This is a genomic window from Myxococcus qinghaiensis (assembly GCF_024198215.1).
In the GTDB taxonomy this organism is placed as follows: Bacteria; Myxococcota; Myxococcia; order Myxococcales; family Myxococcaceae; genus Myxococcus; species Myxococcus qinghaiensis.
The window spans coordinates 233887-249232 of sequence record NZ_JAKCFA010000004.1 but is presented as its reverse complement, the minus strand read 5'-3'; the positions used below and the strand labels follow the sequence as shown (position 1 = coordinate 249232).

At 70.1% G+C, this 15346-nt stretch carries 9 protein-coding genes; 3 read left to right on the top strand and 6 right to left on the bottom strand.

Annotation, left to right across the window (positions count from 1 at the left end):
* Position 1: 1 nt before the first annotated feature.
* Complete coding sequence (locus LZ199_RS08660) at positions 2-454, top strand: hypothetical protein (protein ID WP_253993174.1); 453 nt, start codon at positions 2-4, stop codon at positions 452-454.
* A 204-nt stretch (positions 455-658) separates the two neighbouring features.
* Here LZ199_RS08660 and LZ199_RS08655 read toward each other — a convergent pair whose 3' ends face one another.
* From LZ199_RS08655 to LZ199_RS08630, 6 genes are all read right to left on the bottom strand, one after another.
* Positions 659-3064, bottom strand: coding sequence for a hypothetical protein (locus LZ199_RS08655; RefSeq protein ID WP_253993173.1), 2406 nt, complete (start codon positions 3062-3064; stop codon positions 659-661).
* Positions 3065-3078: 14 nt separating this feature from the next.
* Entirely contained in the window at positions 3079-4827 is a 1749-nt protein-coding gene (locus LZ199_RS08650) for a vWA domain-containing protein (RefSeq protein ID WP_253993172.1), read from the bottom strand.
* On the bottom strand, positions 4824-6812 hold the full coding sequence (mtsD, locus tag LZ199_RS08645; protein WP_253993171.1) for a cell-cell cohesion protein MtsD: 1989 nt from the start codon (positions 6810-6812) through the stop codon (positions 4824-4826). The genes LZ199_RS08650 and mtsD overlap by 4 nt, the downstream gene beginning before the upstream one ends.
* Positions 6813-6847: 35 nt before the next feature.
* Complete coding sequence (gene mtsC / locus LZ199_RS08640) at positions 6848-8173, bottom strand: cell-cell cohesion MYXO-CTERM protein MtsC (RefSeq protein WP_253993170.1); 1326 nt, start codon at positions 8171-8173, stop codon at positions 6848-6850.
* Between the two features lie 170 nt (positions 8174-8343).
* The gene (locus tag LZ199_RS08635) at positions 8344-9936 is read right to left on the bottom strand and encodes a thrombospondin type 3 repeat-containing protein (RefSeq protein WP_253993169.1); all 1593 of its coding nucleotides are present in this window, start codon (positions 9934-9936) and stop codon (positions 8344-8346) included.
* 143 nt (positions 9937-10079) lie between these two features.
* Positions 10080-12443: an MtsA protein gene (locus tag LZ199_RS08630; protein WP_253993168.1), complete on the bottom strand. Its 2364-nt coding sequence runs from the start codon at positions 12441-12443 to the stop codon at positions 10080-10082.
* A gap of 235 nt (positions 12444-12678) precedes the next feature.
* On the opposite strand from LZ199_RS08630, the gene LZ199_RS08625 reads away from it, so the two are divergent.
* Positions 12679-13080 carry a hypothetical protein gene (locus LZ199_RS08625; RefSeq protein ID WP_240356447.1) on the top strand — a complete coding sequence of 134 codons (402 nt, stop codon included), beginning with the start codon at positions 12679-12681 and terminating at the stop codon, positions 13078-13080.
* Positions 13081-13119: 39 nt separating this feature from the next.
* Positions 13120-15327: an AgmX/PglI C-terminal domain-containing protein gene (locus LZ199_RS08620; protein ID WP_253993167.1), complete on the top strand. Its 2208-nt coding sequence runs from the start codon at positions 13120-13122 to the stop codon at positions 15325-15327.
* The last annotated feature ends 19 nt before the right edge of the window (positions 15328-15346 follow it).

The following is a 15346-nucleotide window of genomic DNA, read 5'->3' as shown; positions in this document are numbered from 1 at the left end:
CATGCGACTGCACACCCCGTGGCTCCCCATTCTCTTCTTCTCACTCGCGGCCTGCGGTGAGAGCGCCGAACCACTTCCCAAGGCCCCGCAGCTCATCTCGGACCGCGACGAGATGTCTTTCGACCGCGAGTTCAACTCCGGCACCTTCGTCGGGACCAGTGGCTTCAACTCGGTCATGGTGACGAACATGGGCGAGGATACGCTGGAAGTCACCGACATCGTCCTCAACGCTCCGTCCGTGTTCACGATGAAGGTCTCCCAGGAGGGGGCCGAGCATCCGGCCAATGAGCCCATGCAGGTCCCCGCATTGAAGCGCTTCTTCATCCAGGTGACCTTCAGGCCGCGCGAGGCCCAAGCGTACCAGGGCAACATCACCATCAGGTCCAACGCGGCGAACCTCCCCGAAAAGGTCATCGCCCTCAACGGACTGGGTATCGCGCCTCCGGCGCCCTGAGGCTTGCTCGGGTGGAGGGTGACGGGCACCACCCGCCACCCCACCCAGGTGGGTGTCATTCGTTCGCCCGCCCGCTCGCGGGCAATCACACACATCCAGCCAGCCAGCGGGTGACGGCCCCTTGCAAGCCGGGTCTCCCCGCACGCACCACCCAAAGCCGAACCCGGTGGCCGCGCTTGAAGCGGGCCACCCTGCTCCTTCGACTCAGGGCTGGCGGGTGAAGGCACAACCCCCGCTCAGCGGAGCCACACCACCATCCGGCGTGCCCGCGTCATCCAGCCCCGGGCACTGCGTCGTCACGCCGCCATCCCGCGTGTACGACTGGGGATAGTCGCCGTAGCCGGTGCGCAGCGTGTACTCCACCTGCTCGTAGGAAGTGCGCTCGGCCGCCGACACATCCACGCGCATCTTCCCGCCGCGGATGAAGCGCCGCTCCAGGCAGCCGCACGCATACGGGGCCAGGGTGACGACGGTGGAGTCGGAGCGCTCCTCCAGTGTGAACAGCGGCTGGAAGCTGCTCAGCGGAGCATTCGCCGGCGTGTGCCAGGCGCGCAGCGCGTCCGAGCGGTAGCCCAGCGTCAGCCCCTGGTTGCGGCTGCCCGTCCTCACCGCCACGCAGCCCTCGCCCATGCCGCTGTCCGGCACCGTGCCTCCGTCCGCGCCCGCCAGGGCGTCGCCGTCACAGAAGGTCAAATCCAGCGCGAGGCCGTGCACCGAGCCACCGTCCTGCTGCTTCGCCACCTCCCACTGCACCAGCCACGCGCGGTCTTCCGGCGGCGGCACGGAGGGGAGTTGGAACATGAAGGAGTCCACGTCGGACGGCACCGCGTCGTAGTCCATGGGGCCGCGCACGCCCCGGCCGTTGATGCGGTCATCGCCGTTGCGCAGCCGTCCGTAACCATGCGACAGCCGGCCGGTGGCGGTGAACTCCGCCGTGTCCGGCGGCGCGGGGAAGGCCGTGGTGGAGGCCAGGGACTTGGACACCGGCGACTCCGTCGCCGTCCCGCCGTAGCGGCTGACCTCGTCCGCGTCCTCCGCCTCCCACGTCACGTCCAGCCGGTAGTCCTTGTCATCCGCCCAGTTGGTGCCGTCGTCCTGGACGTTGATGTAGTACGTCACGATGCCCGCGTGCGGCGGCACGGGGATGACCCCCTCGAAGTTGCTCAGGTTGGTGAAGCGCGGGTTGTTCGCCGTCTCCTCGCGCAGCGAGTGCAGACACATGGGCGCCGGCAAATCCTGGCGCTGGCAGTAGCCCTGCACCAGCGCGACGATGTCCGGATTCTCTCCGTAGCCCTTGGGACACGCCGCCGAGTCATTGGTGCACGAGGTCCGCCACTCCTCCAGGTTCGCCCCCTTGGTCACCAGGGTGAACACCAGCACCTGGCGGTCCGGCGTGTCCGGCAGCGCGGGGAAGCGGCCCCCGGTGGCCAGCGGCACCATGCGGTAGCGCAGCCGCGTGGGCACGTTAGATGCCGGCAGCTGCACGCCGTACCAGTCCTGGTCCCCGAAGTAGCCGATGCGCCCCGTGAAGGACGTGGACGACGCAGGCGACGGGGTGGCCAGGCCTCGCTGCACCGCGTCCGCCACCTTGTCGTTGCCGGGCGGCGTCTGGTCCTGCGCGTCCGCCTCGTCCAGCACGCGGACCTCCACGTCGTAGTTCTGGCGCACATCACCCTGCGCCGTGTCCCGGTCGCTGATGCCGCGGTAGCCGCGCACCACCAGCATCCACTTGCCCACCTGATCCGCCTTCACCTTGCGCGCCGTCGCCAGCACGCCCGGGCGCACCTGCGGCGGCACCTGGCCTTCGGACTCCTTCTCCTCCTTCACGAGGAAGCCAGGGCGCAAGAGCTGGTACGACAGCCGCCAGTTCGGCACGAAGCCCTGGTCCGGCGCCGTCACGCTCACGTACGCCACCTTCCCCGCAGGCAGGTCGAAGGTGTAGCGGTCCACGTCGTTGTCCGTGGCCAGGAAGCCGGCAATCGTGCCCACCTGCACACCCGCGCCCTGCGGTGCCAGCGGCAGCGGCGTGGCGGCGGCGAGGGCGTCGTTGGGCTCGTGCGTGTCCGGGTTCTCGGTGATTTGCAGCGTCAACCGGTAGGGGTTGCGCGCGTCGAACTTGGGCTGGGAGACGACGTCCGGCGCGTCCTGCACCAGCACCAGCAGCGTCTTGCCCTTCAGGTCCTCGCGCAGCGGCACCACCATGTCCACCGGCTTCGGCGCGCCCTGGCCGTGCTTGTCGTCCTTCTTCGCCAGCGAGCCCTCCGTCCCGTCAGGCAGCGGCCCCAGCACGCTGATGGACAGCTGCACCGGGGTGCTGGAGGCCACGTAGACGCCGTTCAGGTTGAGCAGCGTGCGCGCGCTGGTGTTGGCGGGCAGGACGATGCGGTACCAGTCCTGGTCGCCCTCGCGCGCCGTGCCTTCCTTCACGAGCAGGCGCTCCAGCGGCTCACCGGGCTTCAGCTCGCACTCGGCCAGCGACAGCGCCTCTTCCCGGCTGTTGCAGAGGTCCTGCACCTGGGGCGTGCCCGCGTCCTCCTTGTCATCGCCCCCGGAGGAGCAGGCGGCGAGGGCGAGCAGCGCGAGCGACAACAGTCGGACTTGGGTCTTCATGGGAGCGTCGATTCTCACGGCGTCGGAAGCGAGACGTCGGCGCGGCCGGGGCAGCCGTCGACGAAGTCCTCGGGGGCTACGCGGATGATGCCGTCGGCGGGCGACTTGATGCCGCCCACCGGGTAGCGCACGGAGTCCACGCGGAAGGTGCGCACCTGGGTGCGCGCGGTCGGGTCATCCGCGGGCACCATCGCCACGGACAACGCCACGTTGTTGAAGCCCGCGCCGCGCGTGACGACACCCGCGTCGTCCGCGGCGGCCACGGTGGGCGCCAGGAGCACGTTGTCCACGCGCAGCGTGTAGCACTGCCGGCCCAGCTCATCCGGAGGCCCGTCCGCCTCGAAGGCGTACCGGTAGCCCTCCGCCGCCAGATTGGCGGTGTCCACCTCCAGCGGGCGGGTGTGCAGGCGCAGCTCCTGGCGGCTCGTCAGCCCGTCGTTGTCCGGGTCCTCGTCCAGGTCGTTGCTCGCGCCCTGCGTGCCGCCGCGCCATTCGATGCCGTCCGGCACGCCGTCGCGGTCGCTGTCCGCCAGCGTCGCGTTGGTGCCGATGAACTGCTCGTCGCAGTCCAGGAGCCCGTCACAGTCGTTGTCCGTCGCGCGCAGCGCCGGAGGACAGCCCTTGTCCAGGCCGCCACCGTCCGGGTCCGCCACCTGCGTGGGGTCGAAGTCCACGCCGCGGTCGCGGAAGTAGACCTCCACGCCGTCGCTGAAGCCGTCACCGTCGGTGTCCATCAGGTTGGGGTTCGTCCCCACCACGGCCTCGCGCGCGTCCGACAGGCCGTCCCCGTCCGTGTCCGCCTCGTCCAGCGGGCTGCCCGGCGGCGCGGAGAAGTTGGTCGCGATGACCTCCTTCACGATGAACGTGCGGCGCACCTGCCCGAAGGAGAAGTCCAGGAAGTTGATGGGCTCGTTGTTGCGGAAGTCCCGGAAGTTGCCGCCGCCCAGCGCGGCCATCTTCTCCAGCCGGTCCGCGTTCTGGTTGATGATGAGCAGCGGGCAGCCACCGTCGCCCGACAAGTCGCACACCGACGACACCGGCTGCGTGGGGTTGAAGACGTGCACGGTGTTGACGCGCACGTCCTCCACCAGGTCCCGGAGCTGACGGATGCGCACCACCGCGTCACCCTGGAGCAGCTCGTCGTCCTGGTCCGTGGTGGGACGGCCGTCCGACAGGAACACGAGCGAGTAGCGCGCCTGCGCCAGCGCCTGCTGCCCGCCCGGCTCCAGCCGGCTGCGCGCGATGTCCGTGTTGATGAGCGAGTAGATGTCCGACAGCGGCTTGACGAAGTCCGTCGAGTCCCGGTTCGGGGAGTTGTCCGGGTTGCGGAAGGTGAGCAGCTGCTCGGTGAGCTGGCGCATCCGGGCGTCGTCCATGCTGGACACCTGCACGAAGCCGTCCTGCGGAGGGTTGCCCGGCGCCTGGGTGAGGAACGCCGTGGTGCTGCCGGCGAAGACCACCACCGCCAGGTAGACCTCCGGGTCCCTGGGCAGGTTCTGGATGAGGTCCACCAGCGCGGTGGCGCGCGTGCCGTCCGGGTCGCTCACGCGCATGGACTGCGAGGCGTCCATGGCGATGATGAGCTTGATGGGGCGCACCACCTCGTTGGAGCCCACCGTGCAGAAGCGGCCCTGCATCGAGATGGCCCGGTCCACGGGGACTTCCACGTCCCGGCGCGGGTCATACAGATACGAATCGGAGCAGGCCACCACCAGCACGAGGGCGACGAGCAGGCCCGCCAGGAGACGTCCAGCCACACTCACGGGGTGAATCCTCCCTGCTGGCCGGCGGGCGTCGCGCCCACGCAGCGCCCCTGGTTCTCCCAGGGGTTGCCCAGCTCCGTGGGCACCAAGAAGTTGTCGTTCGTCAGCGTCAGCTCCGGGCCCACCGGCACGCGCACGCCCGGGGGCGAGTACTGGGACCAGGCGCAGGCCGAGCGCCACACGCCGTAGTCGGTGGCCACGCCGCTCTCGGGCGCCTCCGCGAACCACAGCTTGAAGAGGTTGAAGCCCTGCTTCGCCCCCACGCGGTCCGGCGTCGTCACCATCTGGAGGTTGGTGACGGTGTAGTCGTAGCAGATGCTGCCGTTGGGCAGGACCTCCGCGATGCGCGTCTCGTACTGGAAGCCGTTCTTCTCGAAGAAGGCCCTGTCCCGACGCGTGGGGTCCGTGCCCGCGCGCAGCTCCACCTCGTCCGGCAGGCCGTCGCCGTCCGTGTCCAGGCCCGCCACGCTGGGCTCCATCGGGTTCAGCCCCCAGCGCGCCTCGATGCTGTCGGGGACGCCGTCACCATCGCTGTCGACAATCGTCTCTCGCGTGCGCAGGTACCCTTCCGCGAACTGCGACAGGCCGTCTCCATCCGTGTCGCGGCACGTGCAGCGCGGCGTCAGCGGAGAGTCCGGGTCACACCCGCGCGCGTCCAAATCATTGGCCGCCTTGAAGCCCTGGTCCTCGCGGCGCAGCTCGAAGCCGTCGCTCAGGCAGTCCCGGTCGCTGTCGGCGTTGAACGGGTTGGTCTTCAGCGTGAAGGAGTTGTCCACGTCGTCCGGCACGCCGTCGCCGTCGCTGTCTATCACCCGCGACTCCAGCCCCGGCCCGGAGCTGAGCGGCTCCACCATCAGCGTCTTCATCACGTTGCGCGAGGCAAAGGACGAGTAGTCCAGCGCGCCCAGGCCCAGGTTGGAGATTTCGGCGGTGTCGTTGAACTCCTGGTACACGCCGTTGCCCATCTCCGCGAAGCGCGTCAGCAGCCAGGCGGCGATCTTCTTCGCCGCGGCCGGGTACTCGGCCGGCGCCACGCCCGGGTAGACGCCGTAGATCTGCTCGCAGATGGTGCCGCAGGCGCGCACGGCCTCCTGGTTGAACAGCAGCACCGTGTGCATGCGCACGTCGCCCACGTTGTACTGGTCCTTCAGCTCCATCAGCCGGCGCACGTAGCTGAAGAGCTGGTAGTTCTGGTTGCGGTCCGTTCCAATCTCGAAGCCGTCAATCTGGTCCGTCGTATTGGTGGCGTTGCAGAACCCGATGAGGGAGTCCGCCCACGTCAGGTCCGGGCTGTCCGGGCTGGCGTAGACGCTGAGGTTGTCGGTGGCGGAGCAGCGCGGGTACGGCGTGCCGTCGGTGAGGAAGACGACGACGTAGCGGGTGCGCGGCAGCACTTCCGGGTTGGACAGCGCGACGGCGTTGATGTCGCTGGCAATGAGGCTGTAGGCGTACGACAGGGCGCCCTGGTAGTCGGTGCCCTTGCCCAGCTGGCTCTGCAGTCCATCGATATAGGTGTCGATGTTGGTGTCCGGCCGGGCGAAGCGGTCACCCGTCGTGGCGGGAGGCCAGACGTTGCGCACGTTCGTCTCGAAGGGGGCGACGGACACCTGCACGTTGCCGCCCGCCGCGTTGATCTGCCGGAACTGCCCGACCAGGCGCTTGAGGGCGCGCACGCGCGCGGGCTCGGTGACGCCGGGCGGGATGATGGCCTGCACCTCGGCCTGCTGACAGAAGCCGCTGTCCAGCTGCGCGCCGGGCGGGTCGGAGATGCACATGCTGCCCGACTCGTCGATGACCACCACCACCTTCACGGGGAAGCCGGCGGGGTTGGGCGGGCGCGTGCAGACGCGCCCCTGGAGCATCACCCGGTCATCGATGTGGGACTGCTGCTCCGCCCGAGGCTCCAGCATCGAGTCGGTACAGGACAACAGTCCCGTGGCCAGGAGGCCCGCCGCGAACAGCGGGAAACGAAGAAGGCGGCGCATATGGGGAACGACCTCCTGGCGACAGACAGCGGGATTTACTGCTCGCGGCGACGACGGCGCATCAGCACGCCCAGCAGCGCGGCGCCAAGGGCCGTGGCGCTGAAGCCCGCGGGCACGGAGCTGCAGTTGGAGCCTTCGTCATCACCCTGGCCCACCGTCAGCACGAGGGTGGAGGTGGCGACGCGGCTGTCCGGGAAGACGCGGTCGGCGAAGGCCAGGCGGGCCTCCACGGTCAGCTCGTACGTGCCCTCGGTGTCCGGCACGAAGGCGGGGACGCTGCCGTCCACGTAGGTGTACTGCCAGTTGCGGCTGAGCGTCACCGCGCCCTGGGGGTTCTCCACCACGGCGTTGGAGCCGTCGGGGCGCTTCGTCACCGTCCAGCGGTACTCCATGGCCGCGCCGTTGCGGTTGGCGAAGAGCGGCGGACGCAGCGTGTCGCCCGACTTCTCCAGGCGCATGGTGCCACCGGCGCTGACCGCGAAGGACGTCGTCGGGTCCAGGCACTTCTCCTTCTGGGTGGGGTCCACCACGAGGCAGTAGAGCCGGTCGCACGCATCGCCCAGGCCGTCGCGGTCGTCGTCCGCCTGCTCGCGGTTGGCCACGTCACGGCAGTTGTCGGCGTCGTTGAGGATGCTGTCGTCGTCGATGTCCGCGTCGCACGCGTCACCCAGGCCGTCGTTGTCCTTGTCGGCCTGGTCCGGGTTGGCGATACCGGGGCAGTTGTCGCCGTTGTCGGAGATGTTGTCGCCGTCCGCGTCCACGCGGCACTGGCTGCCATCCGCCGGCATCACCTGGTCCGGGTTGGCCCGCCGCGGGCAGTTGTCCGCGCCGTCCGCCACGCCGTCGTTGTCGTCGTCCGCGTCGCACACGTCGCCGAGCGCGTCGCTGTCCAGGTTGGACTGGTCCGCGTTCGGAATCAGCGGGCAGTTGTCCGCCTCGTTGGCGACGCCGTCGTTGTCCTGGTCCGCGTCGCAGTCGTCGCCCTGGCCATCACCGTCGGCGTCGCGCTGCTGGAAGTTGGAGACGCCCGGGCAGTTGTCGCAGACGTTGCCAACGCCGTCGCTCTCGCCGTCCGTCTGGTCGCGGTTGGAGGCGAACGGGCAGTTGTCCCGGTCGTCCGCGCGGCCGTCGCCATCCGCGTCATCCGTGTACGACAGGGTGTCGCCGTCGTCCGTGTAGTTCACCCACACGGAGCCACAACCACAGCCACAACCTCCACCCACCTCTTGGGGGCGGCCGCAGCTATCGCCGAGGCATTCCGGGTTGTCAGGGTTGTCGTTGTTCTGCGCCTGGGCGGTGCCAGGATTCACGACGAGGAAGGCCCCGAGCAGCAGCGCGGGAGCGAGACGAACGAGTGTCATGGTGACTCCTTTCAGCCCCGGGCCATTAGCAAGAGACGATCCGCACCCTTGCCCGGAGCAAATTCCAACAATTTCGGGCGTTTGTGCGCGGCGCATCAGGGTGTGGACAGGAGAGTGTGGGGGGCACTCCCCAGTCCAAGCGAGGGGTAGACCCCTCACTCATGGGTGGATCACGTTCCGAGGATGAAGGCCTCGGGGTCGAGGGGGAGGATGCCGGAGGGGGTACGTCCCTCGTCCTTGTCGTACTGGATGGGCTGGATGAGCAGCGAGCCGATGCCCGCGCCGCGCGGGTCATTGTCCCGGCCGGCCTGGAGGTAGAGGTACACCTCGTTGGTGCCCGCGGGGATGACCTCGCCCGGGATGAGCGGGTGGGGCCGCTCGCGCGTCGCGACGAGGGAGATGTTCTCCACGCGCGTCGCGTAGCAGGTGCGCCCGTCGATGGTGGGGTCCGTCTCCACCAGGTCGTAGCCGTAGCCGCGCTCGCGGTGGAAGTCGAGGTCGGCGCTGAGGGGGTCGCCGTGGGCTTCAATCTCCGCGACGTTGGTCAGCCCGTCGCGGTCCGAGTCGAGCAGGTCCTCCGGCACCAGCGGGTTGGTCTGCGACAGCGCCTCCACGAGGTCCGGGATGGTGTCGCCATCGGTGTCGCCGATGCAGGGGTTGGTGCCCAGCACGCGCTCCTCGCAGGTGTTGAGCCGGTCGCCGTCCTCGTCCACGGAGATGCTGCAGCCGTTGATGACGTCGGGCACGAGCGGATCCAACCCCACGCGGACCTCCAGGCCATCCATCAGGCCGTCCTGGTCCGAGTCGAGCTGCAGCGGGTCCGTGCCGAGCGCGTCCTCGTCCACGTCGGGCAGGCCGTCACCGTCGCTGTCGGCGAGCACCTGGCCGGCGCGCACGACGACGTTGCGGTTGAAGGCGAGGAAGCGCTTGAGCTTGAGGGAGTTCGTGCGCGCCGTGTACTTCAGCCCGCTGAGGGTGGCGGACAGGCCCACCGCGTCCGTTTCAATGGGCTCGGTGCCACCCGCGTGGGCAATGGCCGCGACGTGCGCGCGCGTGGAGGGGTCCGCCACGGCGCCGCGGACGTAGATGGGCTGCACCACCACCTCGCCCGCGCCGTACTGCTGGGCCAGCGCCTTGATTTCACCGGTGACGGCGGTGAGCTCGCACTCGCTGCAGGCGACCTTGTCCGTCAGCGCGTTGCAGGCCGCGTCCAGGCCGATGTTGAAGGCCGGGTTGAAGCAGCTGGTGTCCTGGCTGCGGATGACGACCACCACCATGTAGCGCGTGCGGGCCACCTCGCCGCGACACGCCGTCTGCATGTCGCCGGACAGGAGCGTCTTCGCCAGCCGCAGCGAGGAGCGGACGCTGACGGGCCCCGACTCTTGATAGGTGGCGAAGCGCGGCAGCGCGGCCTGGAAGTCCGCCGCGTCGGAGAAGCCGCCGAGGATTCCGGTCGCCACCGAGTGGTAGGCGACCAGGCCGAACTTCACGAACGGGCCGGAGAAGCGGCTGGAGAGCGTGGACAGGCCGTCCGTGGCGTAGCCCACGATTTCCGTCTCCACGCCCTCGCCGCCCTGCAGCGCGAAGAGGACCTTGGTGGGAAACGCGTCGCCGCCCGCGAGCGGGACACACACGGTGCCGGAGAAGTTGGCGCGGTCGCCTTGGTTGGCCCCACGCCCGTCAATGGCATAGAGGCCCGCGTCGGAGCAGGACAGGAGCAGGAGGGGGAGCAGCGGCCACGCGGAGCGCGGAAGGGGGCGCATCGGATGGATTGTAGACCGCAGCCCCCCACGACAACGCAAGTGACAGCGGCGTCCGCGTCGAATTCTTCAGACGCCTGCACACACCTCGGGCCGTAATTTCGCCCCGCCACGGAACGCCGGACGCGCGGAGTTCCGATGCGCGCTCACAATGTGAGCAGGAAGGCGAGCACGTCGTCCCGCTCCTCCGCGCTGAAGGCGCGAGCATCACCGTGCGCGGGCCCGGCTGTCTCCAGCACCGTCCTCAAGGGGAAGCGCGTGTCCACCACCAGCCGGCCATCCTTCACCGCGTAGCCCGCGGCGGCGCTCGTGAGCAGCGGCCACATGTCCCACGTGCCCACCAGCGAAGGCGGCGCCGCGCCCACCACCAGGTCCTGGAGCTCGATGCGCAGCGGCAGCGCCACGGGCGTGCCCACATCCAGGTACTGGCCGCGCGTCGTGGGGTCCTGGTCCAGCGTGTAGAGCGGCGCGGGATGACACGCCAGACACCCGCCGCGTCCCTCGAACAGCGCGCGCCCGCGAGCGGGCCGCCCCACGTGACCATCCGGGAGCGTCACCGTCTCCAGCGGCGCGCCGTCCGCGCCCCGGTAGGGGTTGGGTGGAGTCGCCATCAGCGACGTATAGAGGGTGAGCGCCTCCACCTCGGATGGAGACGGGTCCGGGTTGTGGAAGCGGTTGCGAGCGCCCACGAAGCTCGCCGTCTCAGCCAGGCTGTGCTGGCTGGCGGGCGTGAAGAACGGCGGCGTGTCGCGGCTGCCCAGCACCGTGGGGGAGCGGTAGATGCGGTTGGGCTTCGTCTTTTCATAGAAGACGCCGCCGGTGTGCCCCTCGATGTGACACCCGTCGCAGGTGATGCCCGTGCGGCCCAGGTCCGCGTAGTAGAGGACCTGTCCCAGCCGGCGCTTGGCCTGCGCGCGCGATTCGACCACCGGCAGCCGCCGCGTCACCGCCAGCGGCCGCTTCTTGCCCGCGTCGCGCACGTCCACCACCGCCACCTCACGCGTGAAGCGGTTGAGGACATAGAGGGTGGCGCCGTCGGGCGAGAGCACCAGCGAGCGCGGCCCCGAGTGCAGCTCCTCGCCCGCACGGCCCTTCGTCGAGAAGTCCTCCGCCGGGCGGATGCGCGGCGTGCCCTCGGGAGGCATCAGCGAAATCTTCTGAAGCACCGCGCCGCGCGCCACCGCGTCGTCGTTGGAGATGAGCGCCCGGGCGTCAATCACCCGCACCCAGCCGATGCCTACATCCGCCGCGTAGAGCAGCCCCGTGGCCTCGTCGAGCGCCAGCCCCTCCGTCACGCCCGCGCCGAAGCCCCGGTGTCTCACATAGTCGCCACTCGCCGGGTCGATGACGGCCACGCCGCTGTTGTTGCTCACCTCCATGCGCTGCGGGTTGGGCCCGACGTTGGGGCCCAGGCTCGCCATGAAGAGGCGGCCCAGCTTCTCGCTCGCGATGAGCGCGCGCGGCGCCTTGCCTCCCATCACCTGGGCGCGGAAGCGCTCGGTGTTGCCTCCGACGATGGCCACGCCTGGCCCGGGCACCACCGTGAAGACCCGCGAGCCGTCCTTCTGACGCAGCAATTCCAGCTGCCCCGTCTGGAGGCTGCCCACCGCCAGCACGTCCTTCCACCGGGCGAGCGCGCGCGGATTGGGGTCCACCGGCACGGCCCACATTTCGCGTCCGTCCTGGAGCGACAGGGCCCGCACCGTGTCCCTCACCTGCTCCGCGACGAAGGCCACACCCTTCGCGCCGTCCACCTCCAGCCCGGAGGCGCCCAGGGGCGCGGGCAGCACCCGGGGCTCGCTCGCGGAGTCCAGCGCGAACACCCGCAGCTCCGGCTGGTAGCGGTGAACGACGCCCAGGAAGGACTGGCCGCGCGCGTCCCTCCATGTGGCCAGCGCGGAGGGCCCGTCCCCCACCGCCAGCCGCTCCACGCGGCCCGTGCCTACATCCAGCGAGTACACCGTGTCCGTGGGCGGCGAGACAATGAACAGCGTGCGCCCATCCGGCGACGCCACCATCCCCGTCAGGTCGGGGAAGGCGCGGTCATTCACGACGGTGAGCTGCGCGCTCCCCTCGACAGGCGCCCCGCCGTCCGACACCAGCCGCACCTCCACCACCACCTGGGGCACGTCCTCCGGCAGCGTCACGTCCGAGGGCAGCCGGGTGAAGGCATGGCTCGAATCCACCACCGTCAACGGCAATTCGCGTGACAGTGGTGGACCGAGTGACAGACGCAACCCCGCTACCAGCCGCGCGCCATGGATGGACAGGGGCTGCGAGGTCTCGTTGCTGGTGAGCCGGGGCCCTACCGCCTCCAGCCTGGGCGCGGTTCCCGAGGAGGCCGACGCAGCGGCGGCAGCGGCGTTCGGCGAGGAGGCCCGCTCGCCGCGCGTGCTCAGGCGATAGCCCACGACGCCCGCGGCGCTCCACAGCACCACGCCCACCGCCAGCAATGCCCCTCTGCGCGCCGCGCTCGTCAATCGTCTCCCGGTGCCTTTCGCGAGGAGCATCCTCCCACCTCCAGCGCGAGGCCACGACGATTCTCCTTGTGCCTGCCCGGTTGGGCTCCAACCTCAGACACGGAGCGGCACGACATCTTTCCGTTCGGCCGGCAACGAGCAAGTGCTGTCGTGGAGAACGCGCCCCACATGGGGTGGAGTGCCCCCCACACCTGTTGACCCACGTCTCACGAACAGCCCTGGAGTGTGCGTTGACAGGTCCATACACGCATCGCTTAACCTGTTGATGATGCGACGCTTCCTCCTCTGCATGGCCGTCGCCCAGCTCCTCGGCATCGGTACGCTGTTCATCCCGAGCGACGCCTGGGCCCAAGGCCGCGGCCGTTCCGCGAAGTCGGCGAAGGCGAAGGCTGGCAAGAAGGCCAGCTCCAAGACTCCGCCCAAGATTGAAACCAAGGGCGCGCCCGTGACGGACCCGGTGACGGGCGAGTCGGACGCCACCGCTTCCTCGGCGCCGCCGCAGCGCGGGCCGTCCCGCATCGACTTCGACGACCGGCTCATCCAGGGCCAGACGAACAAGTCGGGCGCCGTCTATCTCTATGACCGCAAGGAGCTGAAGACGCGGTCGATGATCCGCGAGCGCGACAGCTTCCGCGCCGAAACGCTCGCGACGGTGTACGACCAGTAGGGCAGCACCGCCCACCAGCCCTTGAAGGGAGCGTCACCGTTGAGCGGCCAGCCCAGCGTCCTGCAAGTCGTCATCCTCCGCGACGGACTCCTCGTTGGGACGGAAGTCTTCGTCCCCGGCACGTATGCGCTCGGTTCTGACCCGTCCTCGGATCTGAGGCTGGAAGACCCGGCCGTGGAGCCGCGCCACGCGTTGCTCTACTTCCAGAATGGCCGCGCGGCCATCCAGGACGCGGGCACCGCCACGGGCCTGTTCGTCAACGGCCACCGCGTCACCGCGTGCGAGATTCGCTCGGTGGACGAGGTGCTGTGCGGCCCGTTCGTCCTGAAGACGCGCGTGCTCGCCCAGAAGCCGCAGGAGGCCAAGCCGCAGCCGCCGCCGGAGGTCGCCGCGCTGTTCGGCACGCCGCAGCCCGCGCCGCCGCAGCCCGTGGCCCCCGCGCCGCAGCAGGGCGCGCCCGTGCGCCAGCTGCGCCCCAACGCCGCGCCCGCGCAGCAGCTGGCCACCACCGTGCCCGCGATTCGCGCCGTGCCGTCGCAGCACCCCGCGCACGCGGCGACGCAGGCCAGCTTCCCGCAGCAGTCGGCCGCGCCCGCGATGGTGCCCATGCCGGCGCCCGTCGCCCACGCGCCGCAGGCTTCCTTCAATGCCCAGGCCCACGTGGCCGCCGCGCCGCAGCCCGTGCCGATGCAGGCCCCCCAGCCCATGCCCGCCGGCACCGTGCCGTCCGTGCGCCGCCGCGTGACGCAGGAGCCGCCGCAGGCCGTGAACACCGGCATGCTGCTGGCGGATGATCTGCTCGCGGACGTCGCCTTGGATGCGCTGCCCGAGCCGCAGGGGCCGCTGCTCCGGGAGGCGCGCGTCACCGCGTCGCGTCCCACGCACGCGCCCCGCCTGGACCCGGGCAAGGGCGCGCCCCAGCTCTACCTGGAGCTGTACTGGGGCACCGTCCGCCGCGACGCGCGCCGCTTCAAGCCGGACAAGAAGCAGCCGGTGAAGGCCTCGCTGGACCTGCCGGACGCGATGCCGCTGTGGGGCTTCACGCTGCCGGAGAGCACCGGCCCCTTCACGCTGGCCGAGTCGGCCAACGGCGCCTTCCGCCTCTTCGTGCCTCCGGGCACCGAGGTGGAGAAGAGCGGCAACGACGGCCGCTTCACGCCCGTCACCGGCGCCGCGCTGGAGTCCGACGGCAGCCGCCGCTTCATCACGCTGCGCGAGGGCGTGGGTGCCCGGCTGACGCAGGGACAGATGTCGCTGGTGGCCTACGCCGCGCCCGTGCCCGCGCGCGTGTTCATCAACCCGCTCAAGGGCCTGCCGTGGCTGGCGCTGTCGACCTTCGTCCTGTTCGCCGCGGTCATGGCCGCCTTCATCGTGCTCAAGCCCGCGACGCCGGAGACGGCGGACTTCACGCAGAAGAACCTGCCGCCCGTCGCGCTGCGCCTCATCGCCCCCGAGCCGAAGAAGAAGGAAGAGGCGAAGCAGAAGCTGGAGGCCATCAAGAAGAAGGCGCCGCCCAAGGAGAAGATCGCCGAGAAGGCGCCGCCCAAGCCGGTGGAGAAGGCCGCGCCCGTGCAGCAGCAGCCCGCCAAGCCCGTGGCCGCGGAGAACAAGGCGCTCAAGGCGCTGGCCAAGCTGTCCGCCGCGGGGCCCGCCACGAATGACCTGCTCGCCGCCGTGGACAAGCTGGGCAGCGGGCCGGGCAGCAAGAACGTGAAGAACTCCAACTACAAGCTGTCGGGCCTCATCGGGAAGGCGCCCATCGCCAACGCGGGCCTGGGCACGTTCGGCCTGGGCGGCGGCGGCAAGGGCGGCGGCGCGACGCTGGGCGCGGAGCTGTTGCGCGGCAAGGGCGGCGGCGGCATCGGCGCGCTGGGCGTGGGCTCGGTGGGCAAGGGGAAGGTCGGCGGCACCGTCACGCGCGCCACCGCGCGCAGCATCGCCTCCACCCAGGGCACCGTGGACCGTGAGGCCGTGGCCCGCGTCATCAACAGCCACCTGAACGAAGTGCACGGCTGCTACGAGCGCGCGCTGCTCAAGGACCCGGGCCTGGCCGGCAAGGTGGTGCTGGAGTGGACCATCGGCGCCAACGGCCGCGTGGCCGCGGCGAAGACGAAGTCCTCCACGCTGCGCAATGCCTCCGTCGAGGCGTGCATCCTCACGAATCTGAAGTCCTGGACCTTCCCCGCTCCCAAGGGCGGCGTGGTCATCATCACCTACCCGTTCCTCTTCAACTCCGTCGGCTACTGACGCGGGCCCTCCCCAACCC